The following is a 21,851-nucleotide window of genomic DNA, read 5'->3' as shown; positions in this document are numbered from 1 at the left end:
GCACGGCGGGCGGTGGCATACCGCACGACGGGTGCCGTCGTACCGCACCGTGGGCGGCGTCGTTCCCAGCACGTCGGTGGCCCGGGTCCAGGACCGTGGGCCGGCAGCCTCAGCTGTTCGCGGTCGGGGGCCGCAGGAGGAGTTCTCCGGCCAGCTGGACGGCTTCCCGCCTGGTGCGTCCGGGGTGGTCGGCAGCGATGAAGTGCCGGCCGATGGCGAGCGTGAAGACCAGTGTGCTCCGCGCCTCGACCTCGTCGGGGTCCGCGATGAAGCTGCCGAACACCTCCCGGAGGAAATCCATCCGGACGTTGTCGATCCGCCGCAGCCGTGTCGCGACCGTCGGGTCCTGCCGGGCCCACTCACGGATCGCGAGATCGATCCGGTGGAGGTCGTCGGAGAAGGTGAGCCGGCCGGCACGCCGGAGCCTGTCCGCCGGGTCGCCGCCTTCGGACTCGACACGGTCGAGGATGTCGACGGTGCAACGGCGTTCCCACTCGTCGAGCATCTCGGCGAGCAGCGCGGGACGACCGTCGAAGTACCCGTAGAAGCCGCCCTTCGTCACCCCCATCTCGGCCGCCAGGGCCTCCACGCGGACGGCGTCCGGGCCGCCTCGGGCGAGGGCGTCGAGTCCCGCCTCGATCCAGCGGGTCCGTGGGGTCCGGGCGTTCGCGGGCACCTGCTCACCTGTCCTCGGGCGGGTGTTGTGTCGTGAGATCTGTACGGTACCGTACAGATCAAATATACGGCTGCGTACAGAACGAGAGGCCGAAGCGTGGCTCGACTCGCGAAGTCCACCTGCACCGAGCATCCGAGGCGGATCCACGAATTAACTTCCGACTTCGACGTCGAGGACGTGTGGGCGTTCCGCACCCCCGGCGCCGGGCCCGACGACTTCCCCACCATGCTCGCCGCGATGCGCACGGCCGGCGGGATCGCGAGGCAGCCCTTGCCAGTGCGGCTCCTGTTCGCCGTCCGGTGGCGGCTCGGCGCGCTGCTCGGCTGGGACGATCCGACGGCGGGTGCCGGCTCACGGGTCGCCTCGCTCCGCGACCGCCTGCCCGCCGATCTCCGCGACGCCCCCCGGGGCGAGGACAACGACAGCATGCCCCTCAAAGGGCTGTACGAGCTTGCGACGGAGTCCGCTCGCGAGCTGGACAACAAGACCGTGCACACCGTCATGCACCTCGGTTGGGTGCGGGGGGCGAACGGCGACCACGAACTGCGGATGACCGTGCTCGTCAAGCCGAACGGACGCTTCGGGCGGCTGTACATGACCGCCATCGCGCCGTTCCGGTACCTCATCGTCTATCCGGCGCTGACCCGGAAGTGGGAGCAGGCCTGGCGGGACCGCGACGAGCTTGCGGCGCCGCACGGTGAAGGGGGCTCCCGCTGAACGCGACCAGGAACCTGCTGCGCTGGGCGAGCGGCATCATGCTCGTGCTCGGGACCGGGCACCTGTCGCTGCTCGCTCTCTTCACCTGGCGGGACGTCACCGGCTGGACGGACAGCGGGCCTTGGGCGGCCGTGCCGCTGTCACTGACCGACGGGGGCGCCGATCGGACCGTGGAGACGCTGCGGAACCAGGTCACTTTCTGGGCCGGACCGGGCAGCTTCGCCGTGCCCCTGATCCTCCTGGGCTGCTTGGTGTGGCACCTTGCCGGCCGCGGGGTCGCCGTGCCGGCCGGGATCGGCTGGGGTCTCGCGGCGTGGTGTCTCGTCGGCGGCGTACTGCTTGTGCCGTCCCCCTACTTCGCGGGTGTCGTCTCCGGCGCGCTCGTCGTCCTGGCGGCGCGGAGGCAGGACCGGACACGGAGGGCCCGTCCGCCCGTTCGGCACCAGGTGCGGTGAGCGGCCGCTCGTCGGCCGCCCGCGACCGCCGCCGTCCGCGACCGCGACTCCCCCGGGGCGCCACCCGCCCTGCCGCCCTTTTTAGCAACTCCGGTTGACTATCGCCATTAGTCAACTACAGTTGCTTACATGCCCGCCGCCGAGAACCCCCTCCCCCAAGAGCCCGCTGACGCCCTGGCGGCCGTCCTGGCGTTGCGGCGCCTGGCCGATCAGCTGGAGGACGCCGCCGTCGAGCAGGCCATGCGGGCGGGCTGGAGCTGGCCGCAGGTATCCGAGGCGCTCGGAGTCACCCGCCAGGCCGTCCACAAGAAGCACGCCAAGCGGCTCATCGCCGCCGGAGTCGAACTGAGGAGGCGCGGCGATGAGCGCGTTTGACAAGTACCTGCACGCGGTCATCGTGCGGGCGATGAACGAAGCCCGCGAGGACGGATCGGCGACGATCGACGCGCACCATCTCCTGTTGTCGCTCGCCGCCGATCAGGGCTCCACCGCTCAGCAGGTCCTGGCCTCGGCCGGGCTCGATCGCGCAGCCGTCCGCGAGGCACTGGACCGGGAGTTCGAGCACAGCCTGAGCATGATCGGGGTGTCCGCGGCCACCTATGGCCTTCCCAGGCCGAGCCATGCTTCCCAGGAGCCCAAGATGGGCGCGTCCGCCAAACTCGCACTGGACCGGAGCTTCGCCTCCGCCCGCAAGAAGGACCTGCGGTCGGCGCATCTGCTGCTCGGGGTCCTCCAGGCCCGGATCGGCACCGTGCCACGCGCTCTCGCCCTGGCCGGTATCGACCAGGCCGAACTCGCGGACCGTACACGGCGGATGCTCACCGGCCCGGATCGCTGACCACTGGAAACGGCTGACGCGGCCGTCTCACACCGCGGCCGCCTGCCCGAGCCGGGATGCGCAGCGTCCTGGATCCGCGCGACGGAACAGACGCCGCGCCGGCCCCCGAGCCCCCTGGCAGGAGCCGGCGGGCCGATGATTCACGCCGCAAAGAGGGCCCGGGCGGTCATCCACACAGCACACACGACAAGGAGGACCACTCCGTGCACCAGCACACCACTCGTACGGACAGCGGCGGACCGGGCACCGGGCCGGCCGAGGCCACAGGCGCGACATCCGAGTCCACGCCGGCCCCAAGCACCGCGATGACCGGGACCGACGAGAGCTACGAGAGCTACGAGAAGATCCAGCACTTACTGGAGCAGGCCGTGACGCGAGGCGGTCTTCCCGGCATTCTCGCCGAGGTCCGCGACGGCGACCGGCACTGGTTCGGGACCGCGGGAGTGGCCGACACCCGGACCGGCCGCAAGCGCTCGCAGCAGGACCGGTTCCGCATCGGCAGCATCAGCAAGACGTTCGTGGCCACCGTCGTGCTGCAACTGGCGGCCGAAGGCAGGCTGAGCCTGGACGACCCCGCGGAACAATGGCTGCCCTGTACGGTCCACGGCCCGCATCACGACGGTGCCCGGGTGAGCATCCGGATGCTGCTCAACCACACCAGCGGGATCTTCAACTACACGGATGACCAGGAAGCGCTGAACCGCCTCGGGACACACACCCCCGAGTCACTGGCGCAGATCGCCGTATCCCGTCAGCCGGCCTTCACGCCCGGTTCGGGCTGGGCGTACTCCAACACCAACTACGTCCTCGCCGGACTGATCATCGAGCGGGTCACCGGCCGCACGCTCGCCGAGGAGATCACGGAGCGGATCTCCCGCCCACTCGGCCTGACGGGCACGTACCTGCCGCAGGGCGGCGACCCGACGATCCACGGGCCGCACTCCCGGCACTACACGAAGTTGTTCCGCACCGGCCCCCGGGCCCCGGTCCACGACGCGACCGAGCTCGACTCATCGATGTTCTGGGCAGCCGGCGGCATGATCTCCACCGCCGGAGACCTCAACCGGTTCTTCGGCGCCCTGCTCGGGGGCCGGATACTGCCACCGGAGCGGCAACGCGACATGTTCACCACGGTGCCCACCCATGGCTGGATCCCCAACTCCGCCTACGGCCTCGGCGTTTCCTCGGTGGGACTGCCCTGCGGGGAAACGGTCTGGGGCATGGGGGGCGCGCTCTTCGGATCGTGGTCCTACACCTACGGCTCCCGAGACGGCGAACAGGTGGTCACCACCAACGTCAACGGCGACTGGACCGACGGCGGTTGGGAGGACCCCATCGGCATCTTCACCGATGTGCTCCGGGCGAAGTTCCGCCGGCCGAGCGGTATCTGAACACCGACTCGGCGTCAAAAGTCCGACCGGGCCGGCCCAGGATCCATCGGCCGTGATCCACCGGCCTCGATCACAGCGACCGGACCTAGCGTGTGGCGATGCCCCTGGCCTCGAGGACTTCCACCGCGTCCGGGATCGTCAGCGTCAGCTCGCGTGCCCCGGTGAAGAGCTTGAGGTTCGGCAGGAGGTCCAGGTCGTCGAGGGAGCGCACGTCGAAGAGATCGTCCTCGCCGTCCCAGACCGGGGCGCACTCCATGAAGGCCTGGTGTCCGCCGTCGAAGGTCAGCTCCTCGACGGTGGCGAGCAGCTCCGCCGGTATCTCCAGGGCCTCGAAGTACGCGCGGGCCTCGTCGAGGACGGTGTACTCCAGCTCCTTCTCCTCCACGTAGGCGTCGAGGTCCTCCACCCCGCGCGCCCGCATGTGCTCCCTCAGGCTGAACTCCGGGGTCAGGGTCTTGTCCCAGTACATGAGCTGCTCGACGACGAGCAGCTTGAAGTTGAAGTCACGGAATGCGGTCATGGCTCACGTATATCAGCGGCGACCGACAGTCCCTCCGGGCGCGCACCGCGGCAGCACATCCCTGGTGCGGGCCGATGAGCGCGGCGCCCGGACTCCGGCACGACTGCCGTGCCTGCCCCTGTCCGGCTCAGGCCAACGCGCAGGCCGCTCGCGAGGAACCGGGTACCGGGCGGTCCCGTCCCCTGCTCGGCAGCCGGGTTCAGGGCCGTGACGATCCTCGGCTTCACGTGCCCCGCCTCGCGCGTGCCGGGCCGGCTCACCCCGGAGTGGCGCCGGGTGGCGCGAGCAGCATCTCCTGGTGTTGCAGGGCCAGTCGCAGGAGTCCCGCCGCAGGTGACGACATGCGGTCCGCGGGGAGGTCGGCAACGCTGGCCTCGGTGAAGGGCAGTCCCACCACGGCGCCGTCGGCCCGGCGCCCGCTGATCACACTGCCTTCGTCGTTCTCCTCCACGGCCTCTGCGAAGACCGTGTCGAAGGTACGCGCCTCGAAGACCGCCACGGTCAACACGCACACGGCGAGGTGCAGTGGTTCCAGTGCCATGCCGAAGCACCACATCCGCAGCGAACCGTCGTCCAGCGCCGCGTCGAGCAGGCTGTACGGGGGCCGGCCGTAGTCGACCTCGGTGCCGGTGTCGCCGGTCGCCTCCGGAGCCCCGAGCAGTTCCTCGTTGTACTCGCGCATGATGACGCGCCACAGCGACAGGTCCCGTCGGTGTGCGAGGGGCGACAGGGAGGCGGGCTGGATCATGCCGCCGGGGAGCGGCCCGTACGTCTCCTCCCCCGTGGCGACCTTGCCCTTGCCTCTTTTGAGCAGGAAGAACGACGCCTGCCCGTCGGGCGTGCGCCGCAGGGTCAGGGTGCCGACGGACGGAAGTACCTTCCGCCGGGCCAGCAGCAGGGGATCGTCAGCGAGGAGGCCGCGCATGGGCAACCGTCCCCGGGACGGCAGGCGCCCCGGCTCCCGTCGCGTGGCCTCGGCGAGTTCATGGGCGACGGCCTCGTTCTGATCGATGAGGTCGAAGTACTGGCCGGCGCCGAAGTACAGACGGGGCCCGTCCGGGTGCGACCAGTCGGCCCGCACCAGACGGAAGGACGGGCGGTCTTCGAAGAGGGCGGGCCGGGCGAGATCGCCCAGGGCAGAGGAGTACCGCTCATACCGCTGTGACCTGGTCTCCTTCGGCAGGGACCGCTGGGCCGCCCGGAGCAGAGCAGGGTCGGCCGGCGGCGGATTCTCCTGCCAGACGAGCGTCACCTGCCGCAGCGGGACCGGCCGCGGCGGGCGCATGGCCGGTTCCCACAGCAGGGCGGAGGTCCCGATCCGCTCCAGCGCGGGGCGTGCGCGCACGTGGATGTCAGCGGCCGTCTCGGACAGTTCCCCGAAGCGTGCGCTCATGTCCTTCCGTCCGCTGACGAAGGAGCGCCTTGACTCCCCGACGTCTTCGGGAGCGAGCGCCCCCCGTGCGTAGTAGACGCCGACACCGGCGGCCACCAGGCCCGCCAGACCGAGCCACTGCTCCAGATCCATGTGCATCCCCCACCTCAGCGCCCGTCGACGGGTGTGCCCTACCCCTGCGGGCGGCCCGCCACGCTGCCGGACGGTCGCCCGCGGCAGGCCGTCCCAGGCCCTGCGCTCGACCGTTGAAGAACGCCGCCCTTCGGCATGATCTTCACCTGGGGTGGGGAGATCTGAGGGATCTCGCGAGTCGCGACGAGTCCCGCGGCGTCCGGCGGTCGTACTGTCGAAGCCGTCAACGAGGAGGACTTCTGATGCGCAGGGTGACCTGTTCGACGAGCGTCTCGCTCGACGGCTGCATCGTCGGGCCGGACGGCGACTTCGGCTGAACGGCACCCGACGAGGAGGTCTTTCGCTTCCGGATCGACGACATTCGAAAGGTCGGCGTCCACCTGTCGGGACGACGGCTGAATACTGGACGCCTTCTCGGCCACGCCGGCAACTTTCCCAGGAGGAACCGTTGAGGATGCTCATCAATGTCCCCGAGACCGTGGTCGCGGACGCGCTCCGCGGGATGGCGGCGGCCCACCCCGAGCTGGCCGTGGACGTGGAGAACCGGGTGATCGTGCGGCGTGACGCCCCCGTCGCGGGGAAAGTGGGGCTCGTCTCCGGCGGCGGCTCGGGGCACGAGCCGCTGCACGGCGGGTTCGTCGGGTTCGGGATGCTCGACGGCGCCTGTCCCGGGGAGGTGTTCACCAGCCCGGTGCCCGACCAGATGGTGCGGGCGGCCGCCGCCGTCGACAGCGGCGAGGGCGTGCTGTTCATCGTGAAGAACTACACCGGAGACGTACTGAACTTCGACATGGCGGCGGAACTCGCCGAGGACGAGGGCGTGCGGCTGGGGAAGGTCCTCGTCAACGACGACGTCGCGGTGACGGACAGCCTGTACACGGCAGGGCGGCGCGGCACCGGGGCGACCCTGTTCGTGGAGAAGATCGCGGGTGCCGCCGCGGAGGAGCGGGCCCCGCTGGAGCGGGTGGAGGCGATCGGCCGTCAGGTGAACGAGTCGTCCCGCAGCTTCGGGGTGGCGCTGAGCGCGTGCAGCACACCGTCGAAGGGCGGCCCCACCTTCGATCTGCCGTCCGGCGAGCTGGAGCTGGGCATCGGCATCCACGGTGAACCGGGCCGGGAGCGCCGCCCCATGATGACCTCGCGGGAGATCGCCGACTTCGCCGTCGACGCCGTGCTGGAGGACCTGCGGCCCTCCGGCCCGGTGATCGCGCTGGTCAACGGGATGGGCGCGACGCCGCTGCTGGAGCTGTACGGGTTCAACGCCGAGGTGCAGCGGGTGCTGGCGGAACGGGACGTGGCGGTGGCCCGTACGCTCGTCGGCAACTACGTGACCTCCCTCGACATGGCCGGTACTTCCGTGACCCTCTGTCAGGTGGACGAGGAGCTGCTGAGGCTGTGGGACGCGCCGGTGCAGACCCCGGCGCTACGGTGGGGGCGCTGAGGGCCGGAGCCTCGAGATCACGCCGTTCGAACCGACCGATCCCAGGGAGTGCTTGTGCTCGACGCCGAATTCTTCCGACGCTGGCTGGCCGCGGTCGCCGTCTCGGTGGACCGGGAGGCCGACCGACTGACCGAGCTGGACTCGGCGATCGGCGACGCGGACCACGGCAGCAACCTCAAGCGGGGGTTCACCGCCGTCGCAGCGGTGCTGGAGAAGGAGCCCCCGGCGACGCCGGGCGCCGTGCTGATGCTGGCCGGACGGCAGCTGGTGTCGACGGTCGGCGGGGCGTCGGGCCCTCTGTACGGGACGCTGCTGCGGCGCACCGGCAAAGCGCTGGGCGACGATGCCGAGGTGACGCCGGGGCAGCTGGCAGAGGCCCTGCGGACCGGTGTGGCGGCGGTGGCACAGCTCGGTGGGGCGAAAGCCGGTGACAAGACGATGCTGGACGCCCTCGAGCCCGCGGTGGCGGCGCTCGGCGACAGCACGGAGTCGTTCGCGGCGGCCCGCGAGGCGGCTGAGCAGGGGGCGTCGGACACCGTGCCGTTGCAGGCCCGCAAGGGCAGGGCGAGCTACCTCGGTGAACGGAGCATCGGCCATCAGGACCCGGGTGCCACCTCGTCGGCGCTGCTGCTGGCGGCGCTCGCCGACACGGCGGAGGGGGCGGCCTGATGGGTGACGGCAAGACGGTGGGCATCGTGCTGGTCTCGCACAGCAGGGAGGTGGCCACCGCGGTCGCCGAAATGGCCAAGGCGCTCGCCGGGGGTGGCGCCACGGCCCAGGTCGCCCCGGCGGGCGGCACTCCCGACGGCGGCCTCGGCACCAGCTCCGAGCTGATCACCGCCGCGGCGGAGGAGGTCGATGCCGGTGCGGGCGTCGCGGTCCTCGTCGATCTGGGCAGCGCCGTGCTGACGGTCAAGGCGCTGCTGGCCGAGGGTGACGAACTTCCCACCGGGACGCGTCTGGTGGACGCGCCGTTCGTGGAGGGCGCGGTCGCGGCCGTGGTGACGGCCTCGGCCGGCGGCGATCTGGACGCGGTGGAGGCCGCTGCGGCGGAGGCGTACGGCTACCGCAAGCAGTGACGGACGGGGCGGCGCGGCGGCGGGTGTGGCGAACGGCTCACCCTGCCGCCCGCCGGTGCGCCCGTGCGCGGCTTGTGATGTCGCTGGTCGGCGCATTACTGTCACGGGGCCTTGGTGTTCGGGAAACCGGTGCGGTACCGGTGCGGCCCTCGCCACTGTGATCGGGAAGTCCGGCTCCACCCCCTCACGGGGAGCCACTGGGACACCGCGCGACGCGCGGTGCCCGGGAAGGCGGAGTCCGGGCGGCATGACCCGTCAGCCAGGAGACCGGCCAGGGTGCGTTGTCCATCCACGAGGTGCTGGAGAGGGTCTCCCACATCATGCATATAGCCGAGGGGTATCTGCCCCCGCTGCACGCGGTCGCCTGGGGCGCCGCATCCGCCCCGTTCGTCGTCCACGGCGTACGAGCCCTGAACCGCGAGGTCAGGTCCAATCCGGAGTCGACCCTGCTGCTCGGCGCGTCCGGGGCGTTCACGTTCGTCCTGTCGGCGCTGAAGATCCCGTCGGTGACGGGCAGCTGCTCGCACCCGACAGGGACGGGCCTCGGGGCCATTCTGTTCAGACCGCCGATCATGGCGGTGCTGGGCACCATCACGCTGCTCTTCCAGGCCCTGTTGCTGGCCCACGGCGGCCTCACCACGCTGGGCGCGAACGTCTTCTCCATGGCGGTGGTCGGGCCGTGGGCGGGATACGGGGTGTACCGGCTGCTGCGCCGGTTCGACGTGCCGCTGATGGTGAGTGTGTTCTTCGGCGCGTTCGTCGCCGACCTGTCCACGTACTGCGTCACCAGCGTGCAGTTGGCGCTGGCCTTCCCCGATCCGGGCAGCGGCATCCCCGGCGCCCTGGCGAAGTTCGGCGGCATCTTCGCCGTCACGCAGCTTCCGCTGGCGGTCAGTGAAGGGCTGCTCACCGTTCTGGTGATGCGGCTGCTGAGCCGTTCCAGCAAGGGTGAACTGACCAGGCTCGGTGTGCTGGTCACGGGTGCGAAGAAGGAGGCGTCGGCCCGATGAGCCGTAACGCGAGGATCAACACCCTGCTGCTGCTCGCCGTCGCGGCGCTGGCCGTACTGCCGCTCGTCCTGGGGCTCGGGGACCACAAGGAGGAGCCGTTCACCGGCGCCGACGGCGAGGCGGAGGCGGCGATCACGGAACTCGAGCCGGACTACGAGCCGTGGTTCACCCCGCTGTACGAACCGCCGTCCGGCGAGGTCGAGTCGGCCCTGTTCTCCCTCCAGGCGGCGCTCGGCGCGGGCGTCCTGGCCTACTACTTCGGCCTGCGCAGGGGCCGTCGGCAGGGCGAGGAGCGGGCCGCGGCCCGACGGGACGGGGACATCACGCCGGACGACCCGGCACCGGACCCCTCGGGCGCAAGGTCGCGCGGCGAGGGCACGGACACCGCGGCGACGGCGCCGTAGCCGCCGATGCTGCCGATCGACGCGGCGGCGCACAGCAGTCGCTGGCGCCGCCGCCACCCCTGCGAGAAAGCCGTCCTGGGCCTCGGTCTGACCGTCACGGCCGTCTGTCTGCCGCCCTGGCCGGGCGCCGTCCTCGTCGCCGCCGCGACGGTCGCGATCCTGCTCGGCCCGGCCGGCGTGCCACGGAGCCAACTGTGGCGGGCGTTCCGCATCCCGCTCGGGTTCTGTGTCACCGGAGCCGTACCGCTGCTGTTCGCGGTGGGCGGTCCGGAGGGCATGGTGGCCTTTGCGCCCGACGGGCCGGGCGACGCCGCTCGGCTGCTGCTGCGCACCTCCGCCGCGTCGCTGGGCGTGCTGCTGTTCGCGTTCACGACACCGGTGTCCGACGTGCTGCCCCGGCTGGTCCGCGCGGGCGTGCCGCCGGCCGTGGTGGACGTGGCCCTGGTGATGTACCGGATCAGCTTTCTGCTGCTGGACGCCGTCGCCAACATCCGCCAGGCGCAGGCCGCCCGGCTCGGCCATGCGAGCAGGGCGGCCGCATGGCGGTCGCTGGCCGGCCTCGGCGCGACCGCCTTCGTGCGCGCCTTCGACCGGGCGGAGCGACTGCAGGCCGGACTAGCGGGCCGCGGTTACGACGGCACGCTGCGGGTGCTGGTACCGCGGGCGACGGTGTCGCGGCCGTTCCTCGCCATGGTCGCCGCGCTGCTGGCCGGGATCGTCGCCCTCACCCTCGTGCTCGAAAGGTATCTGCCATGAACCACTCCCCCGCGGGCGCCGTCGTGGAGCTCGTCGACGCGGGTTACTCGTACGAGGACGGGCCCGCCGTGCTCGACGGCGTCGGTCTCGGCCTCGCGGAGGGCCGCTCCACCGCGCTGCTGGGACGCAACGGCAGCGGCAAGACGACCCTGCTGCGGCTGCTGAGCGGCGGGCTGCGGCCCGCGACGGGCCTGCTGCGTCTGCGGGGTGAGCCGGTGACGTACGACCGGGCCGGGCTGACCCGGCTCCGCACGACGGTGCAGTTGGTCGTGCAGGACCCCGACGACCAGCTCTTCGCCGCGTCGGTCGAGCAGGACGTGTCGTTCGGTCCGATGAACCTCGGCCTCGCGGAGGACGAGGTACGGGCCCGGGTGGACGAGGCGCTGGCCGCGATGGACATCACGGCGCTGCGGGACCGGCCGACGCACCTCCTCTCGTACGGCCAGCGCAAACGGGCCGCGATCGCGGGCGCCGTGGCGATGCGGCCGAGGGTGCTCGTCCTGGACGAACCGACCGCCGGACTCGACCCGCACGGCCAGGAGAGGCTGCTCGAGGTCCTCGGCCGGCTGCGCGCGTCCGGGACGACGGTCGTGATGGCGACGCACGACGTCGACCTGGCGCTGCGCTGGGCCGACGACGCCGCCGTGCTCGCACCGGGCGGCCTGCGCACCGGTCCGGTCGCGGAACTCCTCGCCGACCAGGACCTGTTGGACTCGGCGCGGCTGCGCAGGCCGTGGGGCACGGCGGTCACGGAGGTGCTGCGCGCCCATGGGCTGCTGGGCGCCTTCGACGAGGGGCCGCGCACGCCGGAGGCCCTGGCGGCGTGGACACGGCGGGCCACGACGCCCGGGCACGACGGGGTGCAGTTCTGACGCGGGCGGGGGGTGGAGCCCCGCCCGGCCGCGCTGCTTCCCTCTCGCGACCCGGTTCGCCGTGTCGTCGACCACGCGCGTCATGGGGCCGGTCCGGGGCTTCTCCGTGCGTCACTGGAGCACCTCGCTGCTCCGGCCGGCCGTGATCACGCCGCGCAGCGGGACGGCGACGAGGAGGGCGACCAGGACGAGGAGTCCGCTCGCCCACAGCGGCCCGAGGTCCCCGGCCGCGGTGCCGAGTGTGGTCGCGGCGACGAGGGGACCGGCTGCAGCCCCGACGTTGAGTGCGGCGGTCGCGTAGGAGCCGGCCATGGTGGGGGCTCCCGCGGCCTCGTACAGGACCCGGGCGATCAGCGTGCTGCCCAGCGCGAACGAGAGCGCGCCCAGGACGAACACCAGGGTGAGCAGGGCGACCGGCCTGTGGGCCAGCACGGCCAGGGCGGGCCAGCCGATGAGCAGCAGCGGACCGCCGACCGCGACGACCGGGCCGGGATGCCGGTCGGACAGCCGTCCGGCGACGGTGACCCCGGCGTACGCACCGACGCCGAAGAGCACCAGGGTGACCGGCACCCACAGTTCGCCCAGCTCGGCGGTGCCGGTCACCACGGGCGCGAGGAAGGTGAAGCTCGCGAAGGTCGCCGCGTTCACCAGCGCGCCGAGCAGCATGACCAGGAGCAACCGGGGGCTTGTGAGCCGGGCGAGCTCCGCTCGCAGGGCCGGCCCGCCGGCCGCGCCCTGGTGCACGGGGAGCGCCGGGATCCTCGTGAGGACGCCGATGGCCGCGGGCAGACAGAGAGCGGCGACGGCCCAGAAGGTGGCGCGCCAGCCGAGCAGTGCGCCGAGTAGCGATCCGCCCGGGACACCGGCGATCACGGCCAGGGTGGTGCCGGACAGCAGCACCGCGAGTGCGCGTCCCTTCTTGTCGGGAGCGACCAATGTGGCGGCGGTCGTCAGCGCCACGGCAAGGAAGCCGGCGTTCGCGAGCGCCGCGACCACCCGGGTCGCGAGCAGGACGGGGAAGCTCGGGGTGACAGCGCCCACGACGTGGGCCGCTGCGAACACGAGGACGAAACCGAGCAGGCTCGAGCGTCCTGGCCGGTTGCGGGCGAGCCCGGCCATGAGCGGGGCTCCGACGATCATTCCCGTCGCGAAGGCGGTGGTGAGGGTGCCGGCTGTCCCGATGGTGACACCGAGGTCGGAGGCGATGTCCGGCAGGAGGCCGGCGAGCATGAACTCCGAGGTGCCCATGGCGAAGGCGGCCAGGGCAAGGAGGTACAGCGGAAGAGGCATCGAGTGGCTCCGAGGTGAGGAGAGGCACGAGAAGGTCGTCTCGTCACCGCGGTCAGCCCGAGGGCGCACTCGTCCGGCCGCGGAACACGGCGGGACGGCAGAATCACGAACTCAGGGGTGCAGGGGGCTGACGGCGTGACCGAAAGCCCCCACCTCGTCCGACTCAGGGCTCGACATGGCCCGCACGGTACCCGACCGACGCCTCAGCGGGCATCTCGGTTTCACGGCTGCGGGCGTGCCTCCGGACGTCAAGTCCGGCGGGCATTCAGGCGCCAGGGCCCGGGCCCTGGCGCCCCGGCTCTCGCCGCGGGGTGGCGGTTTCCCGGCGGCGGGCCGCGGGACAGCCGGTTGTGCACGCCCCGCCGCCCGCTCGCCGACCGCGTGGAAGGATGAACCCATGTCGTCACGACTGCCGTTCGGGGACGGGTTACGGGCCGAGCTGGGAGCGCCCGGGCGCTCCCGCACACTGGACAGCAGCCCTCGTTCGCGCGTGTGGCGCGTGGAGCTGCCGGGGACGACGGCGGTGGTGAAGCAGATCGTCGGCGGTCCTGACGCCGACGAGCGCTACGCCCGCGAGGTGGCGGCCCTGCGGCTCGCCACCCGGGCCGAACCCCCCGTGGTGCCCACGCTGCTGGGAACCGATCCCGGCGAGCGGGTCCTGGTGCTGGAGCACCTGGATCACCGACGCCCGGCCTGGGACTGGATCGTCGACCACGCCGCCGCGTTGGCACGGCTGCATGCCACCGCCCGCCCCGAGGACGCCGAGGTGCTGCCCCGGTGGCAGGGTCCGACCCAGGCGGATGTCACGTCCTTCCTCAGGCTGGCCGACGCGCTGGAGGTCCCTGTCGCTCCTGGCGTGTCCGGCGAACTCGACGACCTGGTGAACCGGCTCGGCCGGGCACCCGGGCAGGCAGCCCTTCTCCACGGGGACCCCTGTCCCGGTAATGACCTCCACACCGCCTCGGGGGTCAGGTTCATCGACTTCGAGCAGGCGTCACTGGGCAGCGGCCTGATGGAACTCGCCTACCTGCGCATCGGCTTCCCGACCTGCTGGTGTGTCACTTCGGCATCGGAGCCGCTGCTGGAACGGGCGGAGAGCGCGTACCGCGAGGAGTGGCGGAGTGCGACCGGCTCGGAAATCCGGGACGGACTCACCGACGCGTGCGCCGGCTGGCTGCTCCGCGGCGACGCGCTGGTGGAAAGGGCACGCCGCGACGGCACCGACCACCTGGCCCGGATGCCGGGCCGGGACTGGACGTGGGGCACGGCGACAGCCCGGCAGCGGCTCGTCCACCGGCTCGGGGTCGTCGGCCGGATGACGGCCGACGACCCCTCTCTGCGCGGCGTGAGCGGCCTCAGTACCGCCATGCGCGGGCGAATGCTCGCTCGGTGGCCCGCACTTCGGCCCGTGCCGGCGGAGCGGCCGTAGAGGCCGCTCTATGCTCCCGCCGTCGTCGTGCCCGGCTGCTACCGGAGGCGCAGCCCGCCGGGAAGCTCTTCCTCGATGGTCTCGACCAGCTGGTCGAAGAGGGTGGGGCCTCGTCCGGCGCGGGCCTCCGAGAGCCTGGCCGCCATGCGGTCCCTGTTCGTCGGATGACAGCGGGCGAGCCACATCTCGAGCTGCCGAGCGGTCTCGTGGTGCCCGAGGTTCCGGCGGGAGGCTTCGTGATCGCGCCACTCGATCTCGAAGTCGCCGTCGTCCGGTGTCCCGAAGCCGCCGCGGAGGCAGTCGGCGAAGGCATCGAGGTTACGGCCGAAGTAGCCGCCGCAGCCGATGCTCTCGCCGGCGACCTGCCAGAAGTCCTCCAGCGTCCTGACCCGGCTGCCGTCCACCACGTATCTCACCGTCACAGCCCGCAGACTACGTCCGGTCCGGCGGGCCACGCTCTCTCCCGGCTGTCGGTCAGGAGCAGCGCGGCGCCCGTGAAAGGCCGGTGACACCCCGTCTGCTTGTGCCACTCGGGGTGCGGCACTTCATCCTCGCGCTGCCGGGCCGACTTTCGCGGCGCTGACCTCGGCCGTTGCCACGCAGTTACCGGATGTTTCCGACATAATGCTCCATGCTGGTTCCTGCCGCGTCTGGCCCCGCCCGGGGCGCCGTCCCCCTCGGCCGGGACGGGACCCCGCGGATCCGACCGACGGAGGACCATGTACAGCCAGGATCAGACCCGTCCGGCCTCTCCGACCCGGCGCGCCGTGCTCGGCGCCGGGATCGCCGCGGCGGGATCCGCGCTGTCCACTGCCTGTTCGGGCAGCGGCGCGGACCGGGCGGGCGGCGCCGGACGTGAGGCGACGGACCCCGGTACCAGAGGCTCCGGCATCGCGGACGGCAAGAAGCTCCGGCCCACATGGACCCCCAGCCCCGAAGGCAAGCTCCGTGGTCTCAGCTTCACGGCCACCCCGGCCACCGTGGGGATCGGCGGCGGACGCACCGTCAGGACCTCGACGTACAACGGCGAACTGCCGGGCGAGGAGGTGCGGATCACCGCCGGCGACACGCTCGAGCTGACGCTCGCCAACCATCTGTCGGAACCCACCACGGTGCACTGGCACGGCATCGCCCTGCGCAACGAGATGGACGGCGTGCCCGAGGTGACGCAGCCGCCCATCAGGCCGGGCGGCTCGTTCACCTACCGCTTCCGGGCCCCGCACCCAGGCACGTACTGGTTCCATCCGCACCTCGGCCTGCAGATCGACCGGGGGATGTACGCGCCGCTGATCGTGGACGACCCCAACGAGCCCCTCGCCTACGACGCGGAGTGGATCGTCCTGCTGGACGACTGGATCGACGGGGTCGACGGCTCCACCCCCGAGGACGTCTTCGACCAGCTCCGCAAGGGCAAGCCCGCCATGGGCCACGGCTCCGCGCACAAGCACCGGTCCGGCCGGTCAGGGCCCGCCCCCTCGAAGCCCTCGGGAGGAGTCGCGGCCGGGTACGGTCCGCCGGCGGCCCGGGCGCCGGAGCGGGACGACGCCTCACCCGCTCCCGAGTGGGGGAAGGGGCCCGGCCGGCTGATGACGGGCGCCACGAGCCCGTTGCTCGGCGGCCACGCCGGAGACGTCGCCTACCCGCACTACCTGGTCAACGGACGTACGGCCGACGACCCGGCCCAGTTCAGGGCCCGACCCGGCGACCGGATCCGGCTGCGCATCATCAACGCGGGTGCCGAGACGCCGTTCCGTGTGGCGCTCGGTGGCCACCGGATGACGATCACCCACAGCGACGGCTTCCCGGTGCGCCACCACCGGACCGACTCGCTGCTCCTCGGCATGGGCGAGCGTTACGACGTACTGATCACGGCGAAGGACGGCGTCTTCCCGCTCACCGCACTCGCCGAAGGCAAGAACGGCGCCGCGATGGCCGTCCTGCGCACGGCGAAGGGCGCACTGCCCGGGCCCACCGTCAGGCCCGCCGAACTGTGGCGCGACGTACTGCCCTCGGCGCGCCGGCTCCGGCCCCACGAATCCGTCGAACTCGACCGGCGCAGGCCCGACCGGATCCTCAAACTCACCCTTACCGGCGGCATGAAGGACTACGACTGGGGCATCGACCACCGCCCCTACTCGGCCGACCGCGTCCACCACATCGAACGCGGCGAACGCGTACGCCTCGTCGTCGTCAACGCGACCGACATGTGGCACCCCGTCCATCTCCACGGCCACACCTACGCCCTCGCCGGCATCGACTCCCGCGGCGCCCGCAAGGACACCGCCACCGTCCTGCCCCACAACAAACTCGTCCTCGACTTCGACGCCGACAATCCCGGCCTGTGGATGCTCCACTGCCACAACATCTACCACTCGGAGTCCGGCATGATGACGACCCTGTCCTACCGCCCGTGAACCCGCCCACCGGCCGGTTGCCGTCCTGCGCAGCGGGTCCGGTGCGGACCACGACGCGGGTCCCGGCCGGGCCCGCGGGTCGGTGACGCGGAAACGGAGCATTCCGTTCCCCGTGGGTGGGCTGGCCTTTTCGGGCTCGGTGAAACGCCCTGTCCGGCCGTGCCCGCCTCGGAGAAGCTCAAGGGGCGAACAGGCGCGGGGATTCACAGCGACGGCCTTCGCCGTCGCGCAGCCGTGCGCTCGGCCGTGAACGGGGGACGGACACGGGGGGAGCGAGATCCTCACCGCCTGTCCCGTTTCCTTCTCCGGTCGGGAGACGGACAAGGAGGGCAGGACATGGGACTTCGCAAGAGAGCGATCACGAGCACGGTCGTGCTCGGTGTGGCGGGGGCGCTGATGGCACCGGCCGCTCCGGCGGGAGCCGCCGGTGACGACACGGCCTCGCTGCAGGTCGAGTCGGGCCTCGGCCTGCACGGCCGGAAGGCGCGTGTGATGAGCGTCGTGTACGACTACTTCGAGGCACGCGACAGGGGCTGGCTGGACCCCGCGGAGTCGAGCACCGCGCTGTCCGCGCTCAGGGCGAACGGCGGCGCGCTCGCCGCACAGCCCGCGAGGTTCGCCGCGGTCCCCGCCACCGTGGCGAACGAGGCCGAGGACGAGAACGGGCTGCGGGCCACGAAGGTGCTGACCGGTTTCGGCCAGGACAGCCGGGTCAGGTTCCGCGGGCGCACCGCGACCGTGACCCTCACCGCGGGCACCGTCCTCAACTGGAACAACGACGATATCGGTGAATCCAGCCTCCACGACACGTACACGGTGACGTTGGAGCGCGAGAAGAAGACCTGGCGCATCACGGACGTCTTTTATGCGCCGGTCCCGAGCACCGAGTCCGAAGAGTCCGGGCCGCCCATCGACCTCGGGGACCTGCCTCTGCCGTCGGACGCGAACAAGGCCCGGGCCACGGACGCGGGCGAGGGCAAGGGCGATGTGAGCGTGCTCGACACGGGCACGTACGACCGTGACGCCGCCGCGGCGTACGCCCAGAAATGGTCGAAGCAGACTCCGTACACGTTCACCGACGCGACGGGCAGACAGAGAACGGCCTGGGTGGAAAACCACAACCCGGACTACGAGACGTTCGACAACAACTGCGCCAACTTCGTCTCCCAGTCGCTCCACGCCGGCGGCTGGGAGAAGGCGGGCGGGTGGAACAAGGACGACGACAACACCTGGACGAATGACCTGTTCGGCCCCAGGGGACCTTCGACCACCTGGTCCGTCGCCTACCGGCTGTGGACCTACGCGATCAACGACAAGCGTGGGGAGCGGCTGCGCACCTGGCCGCCGGACGACCCCACCGGGGACAACCAGGACGTGTGGTCACTGGAGAAGGGTGATCTGCTGTTCGCGGACTGGGACCCTTACGGCGCGGCGGACGGCAAGATCGACCACGCGATGATCATCACGCGTGTCCTCGCCATCAAGAACAACGGCCACACGTTCTACGAGCCGGCGTACTCCCAGAACAGCGGCTCTAGGACCAATCTGCCCCTGAGCATCGGAATGAAGATCGCCACGGGCGACAAGCCCGACGTGGATCCCGTCGGCGGCATAGGGGGCCAGGGGCGCGCGCCGATCTACTATCCGGTCCACCTCAAGGACACGTTCGAGAAGTAGCAGCCCCGATCGCGGAGTCCGGGTCCGGTCAGGTCGGACCCGGACTCCGTCCCGTGCGGATCGCTCCGAGCGGTGGCGGGGATCCCCCATCGGAGTGAGCATGGAAGGGAGGTGAGAGCACCGCCTGCAAACCTTCACGATCCGGTGAGGCGTTCCTCATGTCTACCGACACCCCCCTTCCTGTTGGCCGAAAGCTCTGGCAGGAGGTGCGGAACCTCGGTGGCGAAGGCCGCGGCGGGGGGCAGGACAGGGGACAAGGCGGGGGGCGGCGCTTCGGTTCGCGGGAGGGCTCGCGTGAGGGTCGTGACGGCCGAGGGGACCGCCGGCGTCCCGACCACCGGCCCGACCACGGCCCCGACCGGCACCCGGATCACGGCCCCGGGAGCCCGGATCGACCCGACCGGCCGCAGGGCCCGCCGCCGGACGACGCGGCGTCCGCGGAAGGGCCGTTCCGAGTGGTGCGCCCGGCGGACATGCTCGTCGTCGACATCACCCTGGTGAACCTGAAGTTCGACGGTCACCGCCTCGTACGCAAGGATCCGGCCGAGCCGACGCTCGTCCTCTTCGGGCTGCCGCCGCAGCACGTGCTGGAGGAGATCCCTCCGTCGCTGGACACCGTCACCACCGCCCTCGCGCCCATGAAGGCCTTCACAGCGGGTCCGACCCACCTCGCCTTCTCCGTGCCCGCCGACATCGACGGTCTGGAACTGTCACTCTCCTCATTGCTCGACTGGGCGCGGCTGGTGCCGATGACCGTGCCGGCCGGCCTGCAGGTTCCGGACACCCCGGGTACGACAATCTTCCAGGGCATCCCCCGTTCGGTCATCGAGTTCCCCACGCGGTTGCTGCTCACCTACGACGAGCCCGTGGACTGGGTGGGGAACCCGGAGCCGCAACTGGCGGCGGGCAGGGCCGCGCTGTGGCACGCGCGGCTGCACAACGACCGGGACGACGAGGTGATGCTGCGGGCCTTCGCAACACCCTCGGACCGGGGCGGGCCTCCCCCCGCCGGGCTGCTCACCGCCGAGAATCTGGAGGACCTCGTCACGCTCACCGGCCGGGTCGAGCTGACAGGCCCCGGCGGCGGTCCGCCTCTCGTGGTTCCCAGCGCGCCGCTGCACGCCGAGCAGTTCATCGTCACGCCCATGGGCGCCTCGGCGCACCTTCGGGGTGCCTGGGAGGCCCCGTTGGGGTCCGAAGCGGTCCGGTTCCAGCAGGCGGGGCGGCACTTCCCAAATCTGGTGACGTACGACCACATCACCGGCCTGGGGCGTGACCAGTTCGTCCGTGTGGTCACTCGCGGGCGCCTGAGCACGGGCCACGAGGCTCAGCACGTGAAGGAGTGCAAGCGGGTGTTCGTCGCCCGCCCGGACGACGGAATCGTGGCCTACCTGCAGCAGGAGCACCGCATCATCGTCAAGCAGCCGGAGGTCCAGTACGGAGCCGACACCGGTTTCAAGCACGGCGGCCGCGAGATGCCCTTCCGCGCACTGCGCATCACCGACCGCGTCACACCGCTGATCCAGCAGCCCCCTGCCGACAGCCCGTTCTGGGTATGTCTGCAGAACTCCGGCAGCGACCACGAGTTCACCTTGATCGGCACGGACTGCGAGGGACGGAAGGTCAGCTTCAAGCTGCCTCTGGTGTTCGTGCCCGACGGAACGCCGGAGGTCGGGGCGAAGTTGGCCGCACTGTACGCACCCGGCCCGCAGCTGGAGGGCCGCCTCAGCCGGCCACTCGGCGGCCAGGTCATGGCGATGGCGCAGCCACCCGCCGGCGCGCCCGGCAGCACCAGCCACGCGGTCGGCGCCCTGTCCTTCGGACTCGGTGTCCCGGATCCGGCCGGCCACCGCTTCGTGGTCGGCATGCCCTATGTGTCCGCCGCGAAGGTACGCGTCCCCGCCGTCGAGCAGTTCACCCCGAACGCGGGTGACCTCCCTGTCCACTTCAACGACACCTATCTCCGTCAGACCATGGAGAAGCACCCGGCGGGCGCGTACCTGGATCTGGTCGAGGCGGTCGGTCTCACCTTCGGGGCGGAGAAGGCCGGAGGCGTGGCGAGTCCCAACGCGGCGGTCAAGGTGATCACCAGTCAGGCGGGGGTCGTCCCCGATGTGTTCAAGGCGGACCCGGCCACCGGGGAAGTCGTCGACGCTCTCCCCGTCGAGACGATCCAGGCGGCGTTCGCGGGCGCCAAGCTGCTCGGCTTCATCGACCTCGACCGCATCCTGGGCGGCATCGACAAGAACAGCCTCGGGACACTGCGGCAGTTGGGCGACGAGCAGATCGAGGCCCTTCTGCGCGCGCCCGACGGCCTGCTGCCGGCGCCCGTGCTGCGCGTCCGCGACCTCGCGGACGGACAGGGCAAGGAGCTGCGCTACGTGTGGAAGCCCTTGCTGAAACAGCCGCAGGGTGGCCAGGACATCCTCGACGTGTCGCACGCCGCGCTGACCCTGGACGCACGGACCATCCGTTCGAAGGACGCCGTCGACAAGGCCACCGTGCAGGGCAGACTGACCAACTTCGCGCTGAAGTTCGCCGGTGTCGCCGAGGTGGAGATCGCCGATCTGACGTTCAGCACCGGCCCGGGGAAGAAGCCCGACGTGTCGGCGAGCGGGCTGGAACTGCGGTTCAAGAAAGAGCTGGAATTCATCAACACCCTTCGCAGCGCCCTTCCGGCCGACGCCTTCGGCAGCGGCGCCTACGTGGACGTCCAGCCGTCCGGCATCCGTGCCGGCTACGAACTGGCGCTCCCGGCCATCGGTCTCGGTGTCTTCACCCTGTCGAACGTCTCGCTCTCGGCCGAGCTCTCGGTTCCCTTCGACGCCCGGCCCGTCTCGTTCCGCTTCTCCGTCTCCGAGCGCCAGCACCCCTTCAACGTCACCGTCTCCCTGTTCGGCGGCGGCGGCTACTTCTCGATGCTGGTGGACGCGGAGGGCGTGAAGCAGATCGAGGGCGCTCTGGAATTCGGCGGCAACGCGGCACTGAACCTCGGCGTCGCGAGCGGCGGTGTGTCGATCATGGCGGGCATCCGCTTCGCCCTCGAGGGGGACGGCGTGTTCCTCGGCGGATATCTGCGGTGCAACGGCTTTCTGTCCGTGCTGGGAATCGTCACGGTGTCCGTAGAGTTCTACCTCGAGCTCTCGTGGGAGAAGGTGGGCGGCCAGTCGGTGGTCCGCGGCAGGGGCACCCTGACGGTCAGCGTACGGATCGCCTTCTTCAGCAAGTCCGTTCAGCTCCGCCTGGAGCGGAGCTTCTCCGGCGCGCCGGGCGACCCCACTTTCACCGATTGCGTCCGGCCCGGCCACTGGCGGGACTACTGCCTGGCGTTCGCCCCGTGACACCCGTGGGAGACGA

The 21,851-nt window shown here is 71.3% G+C and carries 21 protein-coding genes, 1 pseudogene and 1 riboswitch; of the genes and pseudogenes, 17 read left to right on the top strand and 5 right to left on the bottom strand.

The genetic code is table 11. From position 1 onward, the window contains the following. Window positions 1-109: 109 nt before the first annotated feature. Window positions 110-676, bottom strand: a complete 567-nt coding sequence (locus SPRI_RS33860) for a TetR/AcrR family transcriptional regulator (RefSeq protein ID WP_005321138.1) — start codon at window positions 674-676, stop codon at window positions 110-112. Between the two features lie 96 nt (window positions 677-772). Between SPRI_RS33860 and SPRI_RS33855 the strand changes: the two genes are divergently transcribed. The 5 genes from SPRI_RS33855 (at window position 773) to SPRI_RS33835 (ending at window position 4,077) form a co-directional block, all read left to right on the top strand. Next, window positions 773-1,393: a DUF2867 domain-containing protein gene (locus SPRI_RS33855; RefSeq protein WP_005321136.1), complete on the top strand. Its 621-nt coding sequence runs from the start codon at window positions 773-775 to the stop codon at window positions 1,391-1,393. A 38-nt stretch (window positions 1,394-1,431) separates the two neighbouring features. Next, on the top strand, window positions 1,432-1,848 hold the full coding sequence (locus tag SPRI_RS33850) for a DUF6463 family protein (protein WP_005321134.1): 417 nt from the start codon (window positions 1,432-1,434) through the stop codon (window positions 1,846-1,848). A 129-nt stretch (window positions 1,849-1,977) separates the two neighbouring features. Continuing rightward, a complete protein-coding gene (locus SPRI_RS33845) occupies window positions 1,978-2,223 on the top strand; it encodes a hypothetical protein (RefSeq protein WP_005321132.1) in 246 nt (81 codons plus the stop codon). Then, window positions 2,210-2,686 (top strand): Clp protease N-terminal domain-containing protein, encoded by a 477-nt coding sequence (locus SPRI_RS33840; protein WP_005321130.1) that lies wholly within the window; start codon window positions 2,210-2,212, stop codon window positions 2,684-2,686. The genes SPRI_RS33845 and SPRI_RS33840 overlap by 14 nt, the downstream gene beginning before the upstream one ends. A gap of 203 nt (window positions 2,687-2,889) precedes the next feature. Then, window positions 2,890-4,077 (top strand): serine hydrolase domain-containing protein, encoded by a 1,188-nt coding sequence (locus tag SPRI_RS33835; RefSeq protein ID WP_005321129.1) that lies wholly within the window; start codon window positions 2,890-2,892, stop codon window positions 4,075-4,077. 85 nt (window positions 4,078-4,162) lie between these two features. Here the strand turns inward: SPRI_RS33835 and SPRI_RS33830 are convergent, their stop codons facing one another. Continuing rightward, window positions 4,163-4,597, bottom strand: a complete 435-nt coding sequence (locus tag SPRI_RS33830) for a DUF6892 domain-containing protein (RefSeq protein ID WP_005321128.1) — start codon at window positions 4,595-4,597, stop codon at window positions 4,163-4,165. Window positions 4,598-4,853: 256 nt separating this feature from the next. After that, window positions 4,854-6,122 (bottom strand): transcriptional regulator, encoded by a 1,269-nt coding sequence (locus SPRI_RS33825; RefSeq protein ID WP_106428576.1) that lies wholly within the window; start codon window positions 6,120-6,122, stop codon window positions 4,854-4,856. Window positions 6,123-6,364: 242 nt separating this feature from the next. On the opposite strand from SPRI_RS33825, the pseudogene SPRI_RS39570 reads away from it, so the two are divergent. From SPRI_RS39570 to SPRI_RS33790, 8 genes and pseudogenes are all read left to right on the top strand, one after another. Continuing rightward, window positions 6,365-6,520: pseudogene (locus SPRI_RS39570) on the top strand (dihydrofolate reductase family protein); the annotation flags it as partial. A gap of 50 nt (window positions 6,521-6,570) precedes the next feature. Further along, on the top strand, window positions 6,571-7,563 hold the full coding sequence (gene dhaK, locus SPRI_RS33820) for a dihydroxyacetone kinase subunit DhaK (protein ID WP_005321126.1): 993 nt from the start codon (window positions 6,571-6,573) through the stop codon (window positions 7,561-7,563). A 54-nt stretch (window positions 7,564-7,617) separates the two neighbouring features. Then, window positions 7,618-8,232: a dihydroxyacetone kinase subunit DhaL gene (gene dhaL / locus SPRI_RS33815; protein WP_005321125.1), complete on the top strand. Its 615-nt coding sequence runs from the start codon at window positions 7,618-7,620 to the stop codon at window positions 8,230-8,232. Then, complete coding sequence (locus SPRI_RS33810) at window positions 8,232-8,642, top strand: PTS-dependent dihydroxyacetone kinase phosphotransferase subunit DhaM (RefSeq protein WP_037775478.1); 411 nt, start codon at window positions 8,232-8,234, stop codon at window positions 8,640-8,642. The genes dhaL and SPRI_RS33810 overlap by 1 nt, the downstream gene beginning before the upstream one ends. A 95-nt stretch (window positions 8,643-8,737) precedes the next feature. Further along, a riboswitch (cobalamin riboswitch) is annotated at window positions 8,738-8,932 on the top strand. 30 nt (window positions 8,933-8,962) lie between these two features. Beyond that, on the top strand, window positions 8,963-9,652 hold the full coding sequence (locus SPRI_RS33805; RefSeq protein ID WP_037777279.1) for an energy-coupling factor ABC transporter permease: 690 nt from the start codon (window positions 8,963-8,965) through the stop codon (window positions 9,650-9,652). After that, entirely contained in the window at window positions 9,649-10,056 is a 408-nt protein-coding gene (locus SPRI_RS33800; RefSeq protein ID WP_053557632.1) for an energy-coupling factor ABC transporter substrate-binding protein, read from the top strand. The genes SPRI_RS33805 and SPRI_RS33800 overlap by 4 nt, the downstream gene beginning before the upstream one ends. A 6-nt stretch (window positions 10,057-10,062) precedes the next feature. Beyond that, complete coding sequence (gene cbiQ / locus SPRI_RS33795; protein ID WP_053557631.1) at window positions 10,063-10,812, top strand: cobalt ECF transporter T component CbiQ; 750 nt, start codon at window positions 10,063-10,065, stop codon at window positions 10,810-10,812. Next, window positions 10,809-11,684, top strand: a complete 876-nt coding sequence (locus tag SPRI_RS33790) for an energy-coupling factor ABC transporter ATP-binding protein (protein ID WP_053557630.1) — start codon at window positions 10,809-10,811, stop codon at window positions 11,682-11,684. Before cbiQ ends, SPRI_RS33790 begins: the two co-directional genes overlap by 4 nt. Before the next feature lie 111 nt (window positions 11,685-11,795). On the opposite strand, the gene SPRI_RS33785 is transcribed toward SPRI_RS33790, so the two are convergent. Beyond that, window positions 11,796-12,974, bottom strand: a complete 1,179-nt coding sequence (locus SPRI_RS33785; RefSeq protein WP_005321119.1) for a Cmx/CmrA family chloramphenicol efflux MFS transporter — start codon at window positions 12,972-12,974, stop codon at window positions 11,796-11,798. Window positions 12,975-13,371: 397 nt separating this feature from the next. On the opposite strand from SPRI_RS33785, the gene SPRI_RS33780 reads away from it, so the two are divergent. Further along, window positions 13,372-14,403 carry a phosphotransferase family protein gene (locus SPRI_RS33780; RefSeq protein ID WP_053557629.1) on the top strand — a complete coding sequence of 344 codons (1,032 nt, stop codon included), beginning with the start codon at window positions 13,372-13,374 and terminating at the stop codon, window positions 14,401-14,403. Between the two features lie 38 nt (window positions 14,404-14,441). Here the strand turns inward: SPRI_RS33780 and SPRI_RS33775 are convergent, their stop codons facing one another. Then, complete coding sequence (locus SPRI_RS33775; RefSeq protein ID WP_005321116.1) at window positions 14,442-14,825, bottom strand: barstar family protein; 384 nt, start codon at window positions 14,823-14,825, stop codon at window positions 14,442-14,444. 297 nt (window positions 14,826-15,122) lie between these two features. On the opposite strand from SPRI_RS33775, the gene SPRI_RS33770 reads away from it, so the two are divergent. The 3 genes from SPRI_RS33770 (at window position 15,123) to SPRI_RS33760 (ending at window position 21,835) form a co-directional block, all read left to right on the top strand. Continuing rightward, on the top strand, window positions 15,123-16,817 hold the full coding sequence (locus SPRI_RS33770; RefSeq protein ID WP_050791627.1) for a multicopper oxidase family protein: 1,695 nt from the start codon (window positions 15,123-15,125) through the stop codon (window positions 16,815-16,817). A gap of 336 nt (window positions 16,818-17,153) precedes the next feature. Beyond that, entirely contained in the window at window positions 17,154-18,494 is a 1,341-nt protein-coding gene (locus SPRI_RS33765; RefSeq protein WP_037775477.1) for an amidase domain-containing protein, read from the top strand. 455 nt (window positions 18,495-18,949) lie between these two features. Beyond that, window positions 18,950-21,835, top strand: a complete 2,886-nt coding sequence (locus tag SPRI_RS33760) for a hypothetical protein (protein WP_037775475.1) — start codon at window positions 18,950-18,952, stop codon at window positions 21,833-21,835. The last annotated feature ends 16 nt before the right edge of the window (window positions 21,836-21,851 follow it).

Source organism: Streptomyces pristinaespiralis (genome assembly GCF_001278075.1).
Classification (GTDB): Bacteria; Actinomycetota; Actinomycetes; order Streptomycetales; family Streptomycetaceae; genus Streptomyces; species Streptomyces pristinaespiralis.
This window is presented reverse-complemented; position numbering and strand designations above follow the sequence as displayed.

What these genes read in the sequence shown, in the direction of transcription:
- SPRI_RS33790 (WP_053557630.1), top strand. Translation starts at nt 10,809, where the DNA reads ATGAACCACTCCCCCGCGGGCGCCGTCGTGGAGCTCGTCGACGCGGGT.
- SPRI_RS33845 (WP_005321132.1), top strand. Translation starts at nt 1,978, where the DNA reads ATGCCCGCCGCCGAGAACCCCCTCCCCCAAGAGCCCGCTGACGCCCTG.
- SPRI_RS33805 (WP_037777279.1), top strand. Translation starts at nt 8,963, where the DNA reads ATGCATATAGCCGAGGGGTATCTGCCCCCGCTGCACGCGGTCGCCTGG.
- SPRI_RS33800 (WP_053557632.1), top strand. Translation starts at nt 9,649, where the DNA reads ATGAGCCGTAACGCGAGGATCAACACCCTGCTGCTGCTCGCCGTCGCG.
- SPRI_RS33840 (WP_005321130.1), top strand. Translation starts at nt 2,210, where the DNA reads ATGAGCGCGTTTGACAAGTACCTGCACGCGGTCATCGTGCGGGCGATG.
- SPRI_RS33830 (WP_005321128.1), bottom strand. Translation starts at nt 4,597, where the DNA reads ATGACCGCATTCCGTGACTTCAACTTCAAGCTGCTCGTCGTCGAGCAG.
- SPRI_RS33785 (WP_005321119.1), bottom strand. Translation starts at nt 12,974, where the DNA reads ATGCCTCTTCCGCTGTACCTCCTTGCCCTGGCCGCCTTCGCCATGGGC.
- SPRI_RS33850 (WP_005321134.1), top strand. Translation starts at nt 1,432, where the DNA reads ATGCTCGTGCTCGGGACCGGGCACCTGTCGCTGCTCGCTCTCTTCACC.
- SPRI_RS33825 (WP_106428576.1), bottom strand. Translation starts at nt 6,122, where the DNA reads ATGGATCTGGAGCAGTGGCTCGGTCTGGCGGGCCTGGTGGCCGCCGGT.
- SPRI_RS33770 (WP_050791627.1), top strand. Translation starts at nt 15,123, where the DNA reads ATGTACAGCCAGGATCAGACCCGTCCGGCCTCTCCGACCCGGCGCGCC.
- SPRI_RS33780 (WP_053557629.1), top strand. Translation starts at nt 13,372, where the DNA reads ATGTCGTCACGACTGCCGTTCGGGGACGGGTTACGGGCCGAGCTGGGA.
- SPRI_RS33765 (WP_037775477.1), top strand. Translation starts at nt 17,154, where the DNA reads ATGGGACTTCGCAAGAGAGCGATCACGAGCACGGTCGTGCTCGGTGTG.
- cbiQ (WP_053557631.1), top strand. Translation starts at nt 10,063, where the DNA reads ATGCTGCCGATCGACGCGGCGGCGCACAGCAGTCGCTGGCGCCGCCGC.
- SPRI_RS33810 (WP_037775478.1), top strand. Translation starts at nt 8,232, where the DNA reads ATGGGTGACGGCAAGACGGTGGGCATCGTGCTGGTCTCGCACAGCAGG.